Source organism: Aestuariivirga sp. (genome assembly GCF_047602625.1).
In the GTDB taxonomy this organism is placed as follows: domain Bacteria; phylum Pseudomonadota; class Alphaproteobacteria; order Rhizobiales; family Aestuariivirgaceae; genus Aestuariivirga.
This window is the reverse complement of record NZ_JASGGV010000002.1, coordinates 1,851,007-1,865,166: the sequence shown is the minus strand read 5'-3', so window position 1 is coordinate 1,865,166 and position 14,160 is coordinate 1,851,007. Positions and strand designations below refer to the sequence as shown.

The 14,160-nt window shown below is 64.0% G+C and carries 19 protein-coding genes; 10 read left to right on the top strand and 9 right to left on the bottom strand.

Features of this window, described 5'->3' with window-relative positions; translation table 11 throughout:
- The first annotated feature begins 4 nt into the window (after positions 1–4).
- Genes hisH through coaA form a run of 6 tightly spaced genes read left to right on the top strand, consistent with a single transcriptional unit; the run spans position 5 to position 4,168 of the window.
- Positions 5–655 (top strand): imidazole glycerol phosphate synthase subunit HisH, encoded by a 651-nt coding sequence (gene hisH, locus QM694_RS14245; RefSeq protein ID WP_415007587.1) that lies wholly within the window; start codon positions 5–7, stop codon positions 653–655.
- Positions 652–1,386 carry a 1-(5-phosphoribosyl)-5-[(5-phosphoribosylamino)methylideneamino]imidazole-4-carboxamide isomerase gene (gene hisA, locus QM694_RS14240; RefSeq protein WP_415007586.1) on the top strand — a complete coding sequence of 245 codons (735 nt, stop codon included), beginning with the start codon at positions 652–654 and terminating at the stop codon, positions 1,384–1,386. Before hisH ends, hisA begins: the two co-directional genes overlap by 4 nt.
- On the top strand, positions 1,383–2,117 hold the full coding sequence (locus QM694_RS14235; protein ID WP_415007585.1) for a glucose 1-dehydrogenase: 735 nt from the start codon (positions 1,383–1,385) through the stop codon (positions 2,115–2,117). Before hisA ends, QM694_RS14235 begins: the two co-directional genes overlap by 4 nt.
- A complete protein-coding gene (gene hisF / locus QM694_RS14230) occupies positions 2,117–2,875 on the top strand; it encodes an imidazole glycerol phosphate synthase subunit HisF (protein ID WP_415007584.1) in 759 nt (252 codons plus the stop codon). Before QM694_RS14235 ends, hisF begins: the two co-directional genes overlap by 1 nt.
- Before the next feature lie 10 nt (positions 2,876–2,885).
- Positions 2,886–3,218 (top strand): phosphoribosyl-ATP diphosphatase, encoded by a 333-nt coding sequence (locus QM694_RS14225; RefSeq protein WP_415007583.1) that lies wholly within the window; start codon positions 2,886–2,888, stop codon positions 3,216–3,218.
- A complete protein-coding gene (gene coaA, locus QM694_RS14220; protein WP_415007582.1) occupies positions 3,218–4,168 on the top strand; it encodes a type I pantothenate kinase in 951 nt (316 codons plus the stop codon). Before QM694_RS14225 ends, coaA begins: the two co-directional genes overlap by 1 nt.
- Positions 4,169–4,262: 94 nt before the next feature.
- On the opposite strand, the gene QM694_RS14215 is transcribed toward coaA, so the two are convergent.
- Positions 4,263–5,258: an adenosine kinase gene (locus QM694_RS14215; protein WP_415007581.1), complete on the bottom strand. Its 996-nt coding sequence runs from the start codon at positions 5,256–5,258 to the stop codon at positions 4,263–4,265.
- A gap of 80 nt (positions 5,259–5,338) precedes the next feature.
- Between QM694_RS14215 and QM694_RS14210 the strand changes: the two genes are divergently transcribed.
- Positions 5,339–6,001 carry an EI24 domain-containing protein gene (locus QM694_RS14210; RefSeq protein WP_415007580.1) on the top strand — a complete coding sequence of 221 codons (663 nt, stop codon included), beginning with the start codon at positions 5,339–5,341 and terminating at the stop codon, positions 5,999–6,001.
- Here the strand turns inward: QM694_RS14210 and nth are convergent.
- Positions 5,973–6,632 (bottom strand): endonuclease III, encoded by a 660-nt coding sequence (nth, locus tag QM694_RS14205; RefSeq protein WP_415007579.1) that lies wholly within the window; start codon positions 6,630–6,632, stop codon positions 5,973–5,975. The two genes, QM694_RS14210 and nth, sit on opposite strands and share 29 nt — an antisense overlap.
- A 39-nt stretch (positions 6,633–6,671) precedes the next feature.
- On the opposite strand from nth, the gene QM694_RS14200 reads away from it, so the two are divergent.
- The gene (locus QM694_RS14200; RefSeq protein WP_415007578.1) at positions 6,672–7,151 is read left to right on the top strand and encodes a DUF2244 domain-containing protein; all 480 of its coding nucleotides are present in this window, start codon (positions 6,672–6,674) and stop codon (positions 7,149–7,151) included.
- Positions 7,152–7,208: 57 nt separating this feature from the next.
- Positions 7,209–8,063, top strand: a complete 855-nt coding sequence (locus tag QM694_RS14195) for a methylated-DNA--[protein]-cysteine S-methyltransferase (protein WP_415007577.1) — start codon at positions 7,209–7,211, stop codon at positions 8,061–8,063.
- On the opposite strand, the gene QM694_RS14190 is transcribed toward QM694_RS14195, so the two are convergent.
- The 4 genes from QM694_RS14190 to QM694_RS14175 form a co-directional block, all read right to left on the bottom strand.
- Positions 8,060–8,680, bottom strand: a complete 621-nt coding sequence (locus tag QM694_RS14190) for a 2,3-bisphosphoglycerate-dependent phosphoglycerate mutase (protein ID WP_415007576.1) — start codon at positions 8,678–8,680, stop codon at positions 8,060–8,062. The two genes, QM694_RS14195 and QM694_RS14190, sit on opposite strands and share 4 nt — an antisense overlap.
- Before the next feature lie 2 nt (positions 8,681–8,682).
- The gene (dapB, locus tag QM694_RS14185) at positions 8,683–9,483 is read right to left on the bottom strand and encodes a 4-hydroxy-tetrahydrodipicolinate reductase (RefSeq protein WP_415007575.1); all 801 of its coding nucleotides are present in this window, start codon (positions 9,481–9,483) and stop codon (positions 8,683–8,685) included.
- 186 nt (positions 9,484–9,669) lie between these two features.
- Positions 9,670–9,957, bottom strand: a complete 288-nt coding sequence (locus QM694_RS14180) for a DUF1330 domain-containing protein (RefSeq protein ID WP_415007574.1) — start codon at positions 9,955–9,957, stop codon at positions 9,670–9,672.
- A gap of 82 nt (positions 9,958–10,039) precedes the next feature.
- A complete protein-coding gene (locus QM694_RS14175; protein ID WP_415007573.1) occupies positions 10,040–10,354 on the bottom strand; it encodes a metalloregulator ArsR/SmtB family transcription factor in 315 nt (104 codons plus the stop codon).
- Positions 10,355–10,466: 112 nt separating this feature from the next.
- Here QM694_RS14175 and QM694_RS14170 point away from each other — a divergent pair, with 112 nt between their 5' ends.
- Positions 10,467–10,907, top strand: a complete 441-nt coding sequence (locus tag QM694_RS14170) for a hypothetical protein (RefSeq protein WP_415007572.1) — start codon at positions 10,467–10,469, stop codon at positions 10,905–10,907.
- 20 nt (positions 10,908–10,927) lie between these two features.
- Here the strand turns inward: QM694_RS14170 and QM694_RS14165 are convergent, their stop codons facing one another.
- The 3 genes from QM694_RS14165 to QM694_RS14155 are packed head-to-tail and all read right to left on the bottom strand — an operon-like array spanning position 10,928 to position 14,147.
- Entirely contained in the window at positions 10,928–12,136 is a 1,209-nt protein-coding gene (locus QM694_RS14165; RefSeq protein ID WP_415007571.1) for an alpha/beta fold hydrolase, read from the bottom strand.
- Positions 12,124–13,128, bottom strand: a complete 1,005-nt coding sequence (locus QM694_RS14160; RefSeq protein ID WP_415007570.1) for an alpha-ketoacid dehydrogenase subunit beta — start codon at positions 13,126–13,128, stop codon at positions 12,124–12,126. The genes QM694_RS14165 and QM694_RS14160 overlap by 13 nt, the downstream gene beginning before the upstream one ends.
- A complete protein-coding gene (locus QM694_RS14155; RefSeq protein ID WP_415007569.1) occupies positions 13,128–14,147 on the bottom strand; it encodes a thiamine pyrophosphate-dependent dehydrogenase E1 component subunit alpha in 1,020 nt (339 codons plus the stop codon). Before QM694_RS14155 ends, QM694_RS14160 begins: the two co-directional genes overlap by 1 nt.
- Between the last annotated feature and the right edge of the window lie 13 nt (positions 14,148–14,160).

Sequence of the window (14,160 nt, the reverse complement as noted above, 5' to 3'; positions counted from 1 at the left end):
TCAAATGTCTGTCGCCATCATCGATTACGGCTCCGGCAATCTTCATTCCGCTGCCAAGGCCTTCGAGCGCGCGGCGCGCGATGGCGGAACCAACATGGCCGTTCGCGTGACCAATGACCCCTCTGTGGTGCGGGCCGCCGGACGGATCGTGCTGCCGGGCGTTGGCGCCTACAAGGATTGCCGCGAGGGCCTTCGCGCCGTGCCCGGCATGTGGGAAACGCTCGACGAAGAGGTGACGAAGAAAGGCAAGCCCTTTCTCGGCATCTGCGTGGGCATGCAACTGATGGCCACGCGCGGGCTGGAGCATGATGTATCGCAAGGTTTCGGCTGGATTTCAGGCGACGTGGTGCTGATGAAGCCTGCCGATCCCGCACTCAAGATTCCGCACATGGGCTGGAACACGCTGGATGTGCAGCGCCCGCATGCGCTGCTGGAGGGCATGGCGCTTGGCTCTCGGGGCCTCCACGCCTATTTCGTGCATTCCTATCATCTCGAGGCCAGAAATCCCGATGAGGTGATCGCCACCGCGCCCTATGGCATGGCCGTGACGGCGATGGTGGGACGCGCCAACATGGCGGGCACGCAGTTTCACCCCGAGAAAAGCCAGGCGCTGGGCCTGCAGCTGATCGCCAATTTCCTCAGGTGGCGGCCATGATCCTGTTTCCCGCCATCGATCTGAAAGACGGACAATGCGTGCGGCTGAAGCTGGGCGACATGCAGCAGGCCACCGTCTTCAATGATGACCCCGCGGCGCAGGCCCAAGCCTTCGAGACCCAGGGCTTCAAGTGGCTGCATCTCGTCGATCTCAACGGCGCTTTTGCCGGGCAGCCGGTGAATGGCGCGGCGGTGGAGAACATTCTCTCGTCCATCAAGATCCCCGTGCAGCTTGGCGGCGGCATCCGCTCGCTGGGGCAGGTCGAGGACTGGCTGGCGCGTGGCATCAGGCGGGTGATCCTCGGCACGGTGGCGCTGAAGAACCCGGAGATCGTGCGCGAAGCGTGCCGGCACTTTCCCGGCGCCATCGTGGTGGGGATCGACGCGCGGGGCGGCCGCGTGGCGGTGGAAGGCTGGGCCGAAACGTCCGACCTGACGGTGGCCGAGCTGGCGCGGCGCTTCGAGGATGCGGGCGTCTCCGCCATCATCTTCACCGACATCGACCGGGACGGCGTGCTGAAAGGCTTGAACATCGAATCCACGCTGGCGCTGGCGCAGGCGACCTCGATCAAGGTGATCGCTTCGGGCGGCCTTGCCTCCATCGATGACGTGAAGCGGCTGCTTCAGCCCGATTGCAAGATTCTCGAAGGAGCGATTTCCGGGCGCGCCCTTTATGATGGCCGCCTCGATGCGAACGCGGCGCTGCGGCTGATCCGGGAGCATGGGGCATGAGCAAGGTTCTTCTGGTGACCGGCGGCGGGCGCGGCATTGGCGCTGCGGTGGCGCGCAAGGCGGCGGCGGATGGCTACAAGGTCGCGGTCAATTATGTGAGCGACACGGCGGCGGCGGAGGCGCTGGTAACGGAAATCACCGCGCTAGGCGGCGATGCCTTCGCCATTGCCGGTGACGTAAGCCGCGACGCCGATGTTGTGCGCATGTTCGATGCCACGGAACAGCGCTTCGGTACGATCACCCATCTCGTCAACAATGCCGGGATCACCGGGCGGAGCAGCAGGCTGGACAAGGCTTCGGTCGACACCATCCGCAGCTGCGTCGACATCAATGTGACGGGGGCGATCCTGGTGGCGCGCGAGGCCGTGAAACGAATGACGGCGGGCGGGGCCATCGTCAATATTTCATCCGCCGCCTCGACGCTGGGCAGTCCCGGCGAATATGTGTGGTATGCGGCGACCAAGGGGGCGGTTGAAAGCTTCACCCTCGGACTGGCGCGCGAAGTGGCGGAGAATGGCATCCGCGTCAACGCCGTGGCGCCGGGCCTGACGGACACCGAAATCCACGAACGCTCGACCCATGATGCGGCGCGCATGGAGCGCCTGAGGCCGATGATTCCGCTGAAGCGGGTGGGCAAGCCGGACGAGATCGCCGATGCGATCATGTATCTTCTCGGCGATCACGCCACCTATATCACCGGCGCGATTTTGCGCGTGACGGGCGGGCGCTGATGCTGAAGGCGCGCCTGATCCCCTGCCTCGACGTGAAGGATGGCCGCGTCGTCAAGGGCGTGAACTTCGTGAGCCTGCGCGATGCGGGCGATCCCGTGGAAATCGCCAAGGCCTATGACGCGGCGGGCGCGGATGAGCTGTGCTTCCTCGACATCACCGCCACGCATGAGAATCGCGGCATCCTGTTCGATGTGGTGTCGCGCACGGCGGAAGCCTGCTTCATGCCGCTGACGGTGGGTGGCGGCGTGCGGACGCTCGAGGACATCCGCAAGCTGCTGCTGGCGGGGGCCGACAAGGTGTCGATCAACTCCGCGGCGGTCGCGAACCGCGCCTTCGTGAAAGAGGCGGCGGAGAAATTCGGCGCGCAATGCGTGGTCGTGGCGATCGATGCCAAATCGGTTGCACCGGGGCGGTGGGAGATTTTCACCCATGGCGGGCGCAAGGCGACGGGCATCGACGCCATTGCCTTCGCGCGCGAGGTGACGGCGCTGGGGGCGGGCGAAATCCTGCTCACCTCCATGGACCGCGACGGCACCGGACAGGGATTCGACCTTGCGCTCGTGCGGAGCGTCGCCGATGCCGTTCATGTGCCGGTGATCGCATCGGGCGGCGTGGGCACGCTGCAGCATCTGGCGGATGGCATTCTCGAGGGCCATGCCACGGCGGTGCTGGCGGCGTCGATCTTTCATTTCGGCACCTTTTCCATTGCCGAGGCCAAGCACTATCTCGCCGCCCATGGCGTGCCCATGCGGGTGTGAAGGAGGCAACATGACCGGTCACGATCTCGGCGTTCTGGCTGATCTCGCGGATGAGATCGCCGCGCGCAAAGGGGCTTCGCCCGAGACGTCCTACACCGCCAAGCTCTTTTCGCAGGGCATGGAGAAATGCGCCAAGAAGCTGGGCGAGGAGGCGGTGGAAGCCGCGCTCGCCGCCGTGCTTGGCGGCAAGGCGCATCTGACCTCTGAGGCGGCGGATGTGCTCTATCATCTTCTCGTCGTGCTCGCCGCCGCCGATGTGCCGCTTGAAAACGTGATGGCTGAACTCAAACGCCGCCGGGGCACGAGCGGGCTCGCCGAAAAGGCGGCGCGGGGACAGGGCTGATGGAAGAACTCGTCAAGGAGGTTTCGCCGTTCCGCCGCTTCTCGCGCGAGGAGTGGGCGGCGCTGCGCGCCGACACGCCGATGACGCTGACACAGGCCGACCTCGACGAATTGCGCGGCCTCAACGATCAGATCAATCTCGCGGAGGTCGAAGCAATCTACCTGCCGCTGTCGCGCCTGCTCAGCCTCTATGTGGCGGCGACGCAGGGGCTGTTCCGCGCCACCAACAATTTCCTCCACACCAATGAGCGCAAGGTGCCCTATGTGATCGGCATGGCGGGCAGCGTGGCGGCGGGAAAAAGCACCACGGCGCGCATCCTGCAGCGGCTCCTGGCGCGCTGGCCGAAGCATCCGAAGGTCGATCTCGTCACCACAGACGGCTTCCTGATGCCCAATGCGGTGCTGGAGCGCGAGGGTTTGATGGCGCGCAAGGGCTTTCCCGAAAGCTATGACCTGCCGGCCATCCTGCGCTTTCTCTCCGACATCAAGGCGGGCAAGCCGCATGTGACGGCGCCGCTCTATTCGCACTTGACCTATGACGTGCTGAAGGACCGGCGGCAGAGCGTGGACCAGCCCGATGTGCTGATCGTCGAGGGTGTGAATGTGCTGCAGACGGGGCGGCCGCCGCGCGACGGGCGCGGCATTCCCAATGCCTCTGACTTCTTCGACTTCTCGATCTATGTCGACGCCGAGGAAGAGGATCTGCGCAAATGGTATGTGGCGCGCTTCTTCAAGCTGAGGGACAGCGCCTTCCGCGATCCCAAATCCTACTTTCACCGCTATGCCCAGCTCTCCGACAGGGAGGCGCAGGAGACCGCGACGCGACTGTGGGAGACGATCAACCTCGTGAACCTGCGCGAGAACCTGCTGCCGACGCGCCCCCGCGCCGACCTGGTGCTCAGGAAGGGAAACAATCACTTCATCCGCAGCGTGTTTCTGAGAAGGCTGTGAGCGCGCAGGGCTGGCACTGGCCTGCTGCCCCTCATCTTCCCCATCGCTTGCGCGACGGGTCCCCTTCTTCCCCGCTGACGCGGAGGGGAAGACACTAGAGCAATCCCACGGCGCGGGCGTGGGCGTTGAGTTTGACTTCGGGCCTCGCGCCGATGTGGGAGATGACTTCGGACGCGGCGAGTGCGCCGAGTTGGGCGCAGGCGGGGAGCGGCATCTGGCGGGTGAAGCCGAAGAGGAAACCGGCGGCGAAAAGATCGCCGGCGCCCGTGACATCAACCACCTTCGCCACCGGGAAGGCGGGGAGCGCGTGGGTTTCATCGCCCTTGACCACCACGCAGCCGTGCTCCGAGCGCGTCAGCACGGCGATGGCGCAATCCTTGCGGATGGCTTGCAGCGCGCCATCGAAGCTCTGCGTCTTATAGAGTGACTTGATCTCCGATTCATTGGCGAAGACGATGTCGATGCCGTTGCGGATCAAGTCGAGGAAGCTGTCGCGGTGGCGCTCGACGCAGAAGGAATCGGAGAGCGTGATCGAGGTGCGTCGCTTCTGCGCGTGCGACATCTTCGCGGCGAGCTTGAAGGCTTCCTTTGCCTCCGGCCTGTCCCACAGATAGCCTTCCATATAGGTGACGGCGGCATCGCCCACCGTCTGTTCGTCAATGTCGGCTGTCGTGAGATTGACGCAGGCGCCGAGATAGGTGTTCATCGTGCGCTCGCCTTCCGGCGTGACGAGGATGAAGGAGCGCGCGGTGGCGGGGCCTTCGGTGGCGGCGATGGACTCGAATTTGACGCCCTGCGAACGCATGTCGTGGCGGTAGATCACGCCCAGCTGATCGGCCTTCACCTTGCCGAAATAGGCGGCCTTGCCGCCGAAGGAGGCAACGCCCGCCGCCGTATTGCCCGCCGAGCCGCCCGAGACCTCGATCGCCTGGCCCATGTCGGCATAGAGGCTTTCGGCGCGCGCCTCGTCGATCAGGTTCATGGAGCCTTTGACGAGGCCGTGGCGGGCGACAAAACTGTCCTCGACCCTGGCGATCACATCAACGATGGCGTTGCCGATGCAGAGGACATCAATGGGGCTTTGGCTCATGGGCACTCCGGATTTTCCGCCTTGAGGCGTTAGCGGATGGGCCTTGCGCAGGCAAGCACCCGCCATTAGCTGATAGGCCCATGATCAGAGCCTGGTATCTCGCCTTTGGCGACCTGTTTTCGCCGCCGTTCCGCGCCGTGCTTTTCAAAGCCGTGGGGCTGACGCTGGCGCTGTTCATCGCGGTGTTCCTGGCGGTTGAATTTTTAATCACCACGCTGACTCTGCTGCCGTGGCCATGGGCGGAAACGCTGCTGGCGGTGGGCACCGGCCTTGCGCTGTTCGTGATGTTCTTCTTCCTGATGGCGCCGGTGACGGCACTGTTCGCCGGATTTTTTCTCGACGACATCGCGGCGCGCGTGGAAGCGCAGCATTATCCGCGCGACGTTCCCGGCGAACCGCTTGGCCTTGCGCAGGCGCTGGCGACCTCAGCACAGTTCGCGCTGATCGTGCTGGCGGTGAATCTGCTGGCGCTGCCGATGATCTTCTTCGCCATTGGTGCTGTGGTGATGGTGACGGCCAATGCCTATCTGATCAGCCGCGAATATTTCGAGATGGCGGCGATGCGGCACATGGCCATCGCCGACGCCAAGGCGCTGCGCAAGGAGAATGCCGCTGACGTGTTCATGGCGGGATTCATCCCGGCTTTGCTGGCGCTCATTCCCTTCGCCAATCTTCTGGTGCCGCTGTTCGCCACCGCCTATTTCGTGCACATCTTCAAATCGGTGCGGGCGTCTTCGCGGTGAATTTGCACAAGTCCTCGATGGGGCAGCGCCAGCATTCAGGCTTGCGCGCCTTGCAGAGATAGCGGCCATGCAGGATGAGCCAGTGATGGGCGTGCAGCAGATATTTCTGCGGCACAATTTTCAAGAGCCCCTTCTCGACCTCGAGCGGCGTCTTGCCGGGAGCAAGCCCGGTGCGGTTGGCGACGCGGAACAAATGCGTATCGACGGCGATGGTGGGTTCGCCAAATGCGATGTTGAGCACCACATTCGCCGTCTTGCGGCCGACGCCGGGCAAGGCCTCCAGCGCCTCGCGGGTGCCGGGCACTTTTGAAGCGTGCTGATGGATGAGCGCTTCCGAGAGCGCGATGACGTTCTTCGCCTTGGTGCGGTAAAGCCCGATGGTGCGGATGTAGGGTTCGAGCTTCGCCACGCCCAGCGCCGCCATTTTCTCGGGCGTATCGGCCACCCTGAACAGGGCGCGGGTGGCCTTGTTCACGCCCGCATCGGTGGCCTGTGCGGAGAGCACCACGGCGACCAGAAGCGTGAAGGTGTTGACGGATTCAAGCTCGCCCTTGGGCTCAGGGTCAAGGGACTGGAAGCGGCGGAACACCTCTTCCGCCTCTTTCGGCGTCATGCGCCTTGCTCTTGCCATCGCCTGCCTCTTATCCTCGGGCCAAAGGGGTAAGGCAGGATGGACGAGGCGCGCAACCCGAAAAACTGGACGGCGGTGCTGACCCCGCACCGCTCATTGTCGCGGCAGGGCTTCCTGACGGTGATGGGGCTGATCGCGGGCGTAAACTTTGTGGCGGGGCTCGTGTTCTATCATCTCGGCGCCTGGCCGGTGGTGGGATTCTGCGGGCTGGACGTGCTGCTGATGTATCTCGCCTTCCGGCGCAATTTCGCCGATGCGCGGCGGGCCGAGCGGATCGAGATTACCGAAGCGGAAGTAATCCTCGACCGGCTGGCGGAGGGCAAGGCGCCGCAGCAGCAGCGCTTCATCCGCAACTGGGTGCGGGTCTCGCTCGAGGAGGATGTGGAGCGCGAACTCATCGGGGCGCTCTATCTGACCTCGCATGGCAGGCGGACGGAGATCGCGTCATTCCTGGCGCCGTTCGAGAAAAAGGAACTGGCGAAGGCCCTGAAGGCGGCGCTGGTTTCGCCTTACCGGTAAAAAAGACACGTCCGGAATCGGGTGGCAAAGGCGGGCGGGCCGCCCTAGGTTCGGGGCATGACACAGACATCCCCACAGGACTACGAGCTGGTGCGGCAGAGCCTCGCCTTTCTCACCGAAAACTGGCGCGAGCAGCCGTCGCTGGAGCAACTGGCGTCGAAAAGCGGCATGAACCCGCAGTATCTGCAGCGGGTGTTCACGCGCTGGGCGGGGCTTAGCCCCAAAGCCTTCCTGCAGGCCATCACCATCGACCATGCGCGGGAGATGCTGCGCAACTCCGCCTCGGTGCTGGATACGGCCTATGAGGTGGGGCTTTCCGGGCCCGGGCGGCTGCATGACCTGTTCGTGACCCATGAGGGCATGACGCCGGGCTTCTACAAGGCGAAGGGCAAGGGCCTCACCATCCGCTGGGGGTTCCATGACTGCCCGTTCGGGCGGGCGCTGGTGATGGTGACGGAGATGGGGCTGTGCGGGCTGGCCTTCGCCGACCATGGCACGGAACGCGCAGCGCTGGCCGACATGATGAAGCGCTGGCCGGAAGCGGACTATGTCGAAGACACGCGCGCCACAGGCCCGGTGGCGCAGCGCATTTTCGAGACCGGCAACTGGCAGCCGGAGCAGCCGCTCCGCGTGGTGTTCATCGGCTCCGATTTTGAAATCCGCGTGTGGGAGACGCTGCTGCGGATTCCCTTAGGCGCAGCCACCACCTATTCCGACATCGCCGCGCATCTGGGCAAGCCATCGGCGGCGCGGGCGGTGGGAACGGCAGTGGGGAAGAATCCCATCTCCTTTGTGGTGCCGTGCCACCGCGTGCTGGGCAAGAGCGGGAGCCTTTGCGGCTATCACTGGGGCCTGACGCGCAAGCGCGCCATCCTCGGCTGGGAAGCGGGTGTTTCGGCGCGGGCGGCTTAAGCGGTGAGCGTCTCCACCGACAGGGGGCGCGAGTCAGGCCCCAGGCGGTAGACGACGGGCACGCCGGTTTCGAGTTCGCGCTTCAGAATCTGTTCGGGCGTGAGACCCTCGATGGCCATGATCAGTGAACGGATGGAATTGCCGTGGGCGGCCACCAGAACATGCCGGCCCGAAAGCACCAGCGGCTGGATGCGGTGCATGTAATAGGGGAGCGAGCGGGCGAGCGTGTCTTTCAGGCTTTCGCCGCCCGGCGGCGGCACGTCATAGGAGCGCCGCCAGATTTGCACCTGCTCCTCGCCCCATTTCTTGCGGGCATCATCCTTGTTGAGGCCGGTCAGGTCGCCATAGTCGCGCTCGTTCAAGGCCTGATCGCGGATGGTCTCAAGGCCGGTCTGGCCCAGTTCGGCGAGCATGAGCTTCAGCGTGTGCTGGGCGCGGGTCAACGCCGAGGTGAAGGCGATATCGAAATGCAGGCCTTTGGCCTTGAGACGCTGGCCCGCTGCTTTTGCCTCGGCGACCCCTTGCGGCGTCAGGTCAGGGTCTTTCCAGCCGGTGAAGAGGTTCTTGAGATTCCATTCGCTCTGTCCATGGCGGACGAGGACCAGCAGGCGTTCCATGTTCACTCCACTCCCAAAACATCGGCCATGGTGTAATAGCCTTCCTTCTTGCCAAAGGCCCACAGCGCCGCTTTCACGGCACCCCTCGCGAAGATGTCGCGGCTCTCGGCCTTGTGGCTCAATTCGATGCGCTCGGACGCGCCGGCGAAGATGACCGTGTGATCGCCTACCACCGAGCCGCCGCGCAATGTGGCAAAGCCGATGTCGCCCACAGGCCTTGCGCCCGTGTGGCCATCGCGCGCGCGGACCGAACGCTCCTTCAGCGAAATGTTGCGGCCTTCGGCTGCCGCCTGCCCCAGCATCAAGGCGGTGCCCGAGGGCGCATCGATCTTGTGGCGGTGGTGCATTTCCAGGACTTCAATGTCGAAATCCTCGCCCAGCGTGGCGGCGGCGCGCTTCACCAGGGCGGCGAGCAGGTTGACGCCGAGACTCATGTTGCCGGACTTGACGATGCGAGCATGGCGGGCGGCGGCGCGGATCGCGGCCTCGCCCTTCTCGTCAATGCCCGTGGTGCCGATGACATGCACGACGCGGGCCTGCGCTGCCAGCGCCGCGAGTTCCAGCGTGGCTTTCGGGATTGTGAAATCGATGATGCCATCGACCCTGGTCAACAGCGCGAGGGGATCGGAGGTGACCTCTATGCCAAGCGGCCCGATGCCGGCCAGCGTGCCCATGTCGGCTCCCAGATGGGGCGAGCCTTCATGCTCAAGCCCGCCCGCGACGGCGGCGCCTTCTGTTTCATGGATGATGCGGGTGAGCACGCGGCCCATGCGGCCGGCGGCGCCTGCGATGGCGAGTTTCATTGGTGTTGTCCTTCTGCCGCTTCTCCTAGCAACAGCGGGCGGGGATGGAAAGCGTCAGACGCCCAATGCTGGAATTCCAAAATTCCGTCACCTCCGCGAAGGCGAAGGCCCGCTTTTACGGAGGTGATGCGCGGGAAAGAAGCGGGGTTCCCGCCTGCGCGGGAAAGACGGGTTTGAAGATATATCCTAGACGCCTTCGACCAGCACGATGGAGGCGATGCCGGCATTGGCGCGGTTGGCTTTGGCGGATTGATATTCAGGCGAGTTGTAGCAGTCGATGGCGGCTTGCAGCGATGGAAATTCGATCACCACGTTGCGGGGCACGGGCTCGCCTTCCATCTGCTGATACGCGCCGCCGCGCGCCAGAATGGTGGCGCCATATTTCTTGAAGGCCTCGGGCGCAGCATTGGCATAGAGCTTGTACTGCTCGGGATCGGTGACGGTGACGTGGGCGATCCAGTATCCCTTGGGCATGGCGGCGGTTCCTGATTGCTTCCGTTCGAACATAGAGACAGGCGTGCGAGGACGGCAAGCCAAAGGCTTGCGGCTTGCAAGGCTACTCGCGGGAGGTTTTCCTGGCGAGCGCCTGGCTTTCCTTCTTGATCGGCCGCGAGACCGGGCAGACCTCCTGCACGAAGCCGTTCAGCGTGTTGACCAGGCTTTCGCGCACGAGGCTGTAGTGAATGAACTGCCCGCGCTTTTCGGCCTGAATGAGCCCGGCCTGTTCAAGGATGGACAAATGTTTCGAGATCGACGGCTTTGAAATATCAAACCGCTCGGCGATCTGGCCAGCCGTCAGGCTGGGGCCGGACAAATAGGCCAGGATCTTCCGGCGGACACCGGAAGAGAGCGCTTCAAACACACGGTCCATGCAGTCTTAACCTCATTATATTTCGCCTATTGCCTAATTATCTATTTTTCAATATGCCTATAATTCGTCAATTGGCTAATTACGCAAATAACATGAAAGAGGACATACCGCAATGATGATCGCCACCTATCTGATCTATGTCGCCTTGAGCCTCGGCATCACCTATTGGGTGGGCCGCACGCTGCACACCAATGGCCGGATTTTCCTGATCGAGAACTTCGCCGGCAGGGAGGACGTGGCCGACGCCATCAACAATCTGCTGCTTGTAGGGTTCTATCTCGTCAACGTAGGCTTCATTTCGCTGGCGCTGCGCTTTGGCGAAAAACCCGTTGACGCAACCGGCGCTCTCGAATTCCTGAGCATGAAGATCGGGGCCGCTGTGGTCGTTCTTGGCCTGCTGCATTTCTTCAATATGATCATGCTGGTCAAATTCCGCAATTCGCGGGTGTTCGGCGCCGCCGCCAAAGCCGCCGTGCCGAAGCATGACATGCCGCTTGTGACCGCCGCTGCAGAACCGCACAGCAGCGCCGCATGGGATGCCGCGAAGGCCTGATGACGCCTTATGCCCGCCCGCTACAGCGCCGCACAGACGAGGCCCGCGACCAGATCAGGGTCTCGCCAGTGCGGCATGTGGCTCATGCCGGGGATGAAGCGGGCGCTGACGTTGGGCGGCAGGTTGAGCGCGTGGGACGCGGGGATGATGGCGTCATCGCGCTGGTAGACGGCGGTGACGGGAATGTTCAAGGCGGCGAGGCTGGCGAGGATCGAGACGGCCTGATGCCCTTCATCCGCCAAAGATGCGGCGATGGCGCGAAGCTGTATGCCGTGGGCCTTGAGGTGATTTTCCAGTGCTGTGCGCGACTCGGGCGGGATGGATTCACCCAGCAGCGGCAATGCGTCATCGAGTTTTGCGCCAAGCATCTTTGAGATGAAGGCCCGGTTGATTTCCTCGCCCGTGCCGGCGGGCGACAGGAGAGTGAGGCTCGCCGCGCGATCGGCAAGGCGCGTAGCGATGATTGCACCGAAGGAATGGCCGATGAGGTGAACGGCACCGGGCGGCAGCACGGCGCGGATGGCCTGCACGATGTCATCAATCGAGGTTGCGGACGAGACGGTTTCGCCATGGCCGGGCAGATCGGCGGCGAGCGTGCGCAATCCCTTGGCCGCAAGCTTGCGGGCCAGCGTGCCGAAACTTTGCGAGTCCGAGAAGAGACCGTGGATCAGCAATGCCGTGCCGCGCTCTTTGCCCTGCGCGGGCCAGTCGCGCATGAAGATGCGGCCCTGCGGCGTTTCCACATGGTAGGTGCTGCGCCGGGGTTTGGCTGACGACGCGAGATCAGCGCGGGTGATGCGGCCATTGCGGCCGGTGCCGGTGAGCGTTGCCAGATCGACGCCCTGCCTGCGCGCCAGCGCGCGGGCGGCGGTTGAGGCGCGAGGGCGCATGCCTGTGGCGTGTTGCACCGATACATGGGCAGCGCGCGGTGCTGCAGACGCTTGCGGCGCGGCTTTTATCTGTTTCGCTTCGGCCACCGCCTCGCCTTCGATCTCGATCATGGCGATGGCGCTTTCGACCGGCACCATCTGGTCGGAGCCGACCAGCCATTCGACCAGCACGCCATCCTGAAGGGCGGGCACTTCGACTGTAGTCTTGTCGCTCTCGACCTCGAGCAGGGTTTCGCCGCGGCGGAATTTTTCGCCCGGCGATTTCAACAAGAGGCCGATGCGGCCCTCCTCCATCGTCTCCCCCAAGCGGGGGAGCGGCATGGCGATCAGGCGGCCCATGACGGCGCCACCCGCTTGACGAGCCACAGGGCGGATTCGGCGATCAGCTGCGGCGATGGCACAGCGCCACGCTCCAGCGCCGGAGACACGGGGATCGGAATATCCTCGCCCGCCACGCGGATGACCGGCTCTTCGAGAAATTCAAAGCAGCGTTCGGAAATGCGGGCGGAGAGTTCGGCGGAGAAGCCGCCGGTCATCACCGCTTCCGTCACCACCATGGCACGGCCGGTCTTTCTTACCAATTCGAAGACGGTTTCATCATCGAGCGGGTTGAGCGTGCGGATATCGATGACCTCGGCCTCAACGCCTTCGGCACTCAGCGTTTCGGCGGCGGCCAATGCTTCGAACAGCATCTTCGAATAGGCCACGATGGTGAGATCGTTCCCGACGCGGCGCACCAGCGATTTGCCCCACGGGCCATCGGGGTTTTCCACATCGAGATCGCCCTTCCGCACATAAAGGCCCTTGTGCTCGATGAAGATGACGGGATCAGGCGAGGTGAGCGCCATGCGGAGGAGATGATAGGCGTCGTTGACCGTGGCCGGCATGGCGACGCGGAGGCCCGGCACATGGGTGAACCAGGCTTCGAGCGATTGCGAATGCTGGGCCGCCGCCGAGCGGCCGGTGCCCCCTTGGGTGCGCAACACCATGGGCACGCCGATCTGGCCGCCGAACATGTAGCGGCTCTTGGCCGCCTGATTGGCCACCTGGTCCATGGTCATGCCGGCGAAATCGACATACATGAGTTCGGCGACGGGGCGCGATCCGGTCATCGCCGCGCCCACCGCGGCGCCGATGATGCCGGGTTCGGAAATCGGCGTATCGACGACGCGGTTCTCGCCGAACATCTGCAGCAGGCCCTTGGTGACGCCATAGGCGCCACCGTAGCGGCCCACCTCCTCGCCCATCACGAAGATGGAGGGGTCTTCGTTCATCGCATCAATGAGCGCCTGACGAAGCGCATCGCGGTAGGTCGATTCGATCACGGCCATCACACGGCCTCCCCGAGAATGGCCGAGAGATGATCGCGTAGGGGCTTCGGCTTAGGCTCACTCCCGGCATAGACATCGCGGAACATGGTGCTGACATCGGGCGGCGTTGAGGCAATGGCATGTTCAACGGCGGCGTTCATTTCCGCGTCAACCGCAGCGTCGATCTCATCGAGATCGGCGGATGACGCTGTGCTGCGCGCCATCAATTTGGCGCGGGCATTGGCGAGCGGATCCTTCTTGCGGCCTTCAGCCTCCTCCACCTCGTCACGATAGGGGCTCTTGTCGAGGCGGGCATGGCCATAGAAGCGGTAGCAGGAGAAGGTGATGAAGCCGGGCTTGCCTGCGCGGGCTTCGGCGAAGACCGGCCCTGCGCCATCGAAGACGCCTTCGACATCGCCGCCATCGAGCGACACGCCGTTCAACCCGAAGGCAATGGCGCGCTCATGCAGGTTGGGGTTGGCGGCGGCGCGGTCAATGCGGGTGCCCATGCCATACTGGTTGTTGATGCAGCAGAAGACGACCGGCAGCTTCCACAGCGCCGCCATGTTCATCGCCTCATAGAGAATGCCCTGCTGGGCCGCGCCATCGCCGAAGAAGGCGACGGCCACTTTCTTCTCGCCGCAATTCCTGTAGGACATGCCCGCCCCCACGACATGGGGAATGCCGCCGCCGACAATCGCATTGGCGCCGAGATGGCCTAGCCCCATGTCGGCGATGTGCATGGAACCGCCCTTGCCGGAACAATAGCCATCGGCCTTGCCGGCGATTTCCGACATCATGCGGTTGGGCTCAGCACCCCTTGCGATGAAGATGCCATGGCCCCGGTGATGGGTGGTGAAGGTGTCGCCCGGCTGCATGGCCTTGCAGACGCCCGCGACCGCCTCCTCGCCGATCGACATGTGCAGCATGGAGCCCGCCGACTGGCCGCGCACGAAGAGTTCGTTGACGCGCTCCTCGAAGGTGCGGATGCGCCGCATGGTGCGGTAGAAATCCTGAAGAAGATCGTTGCTGCGCGACATGAAAACCGCCCGT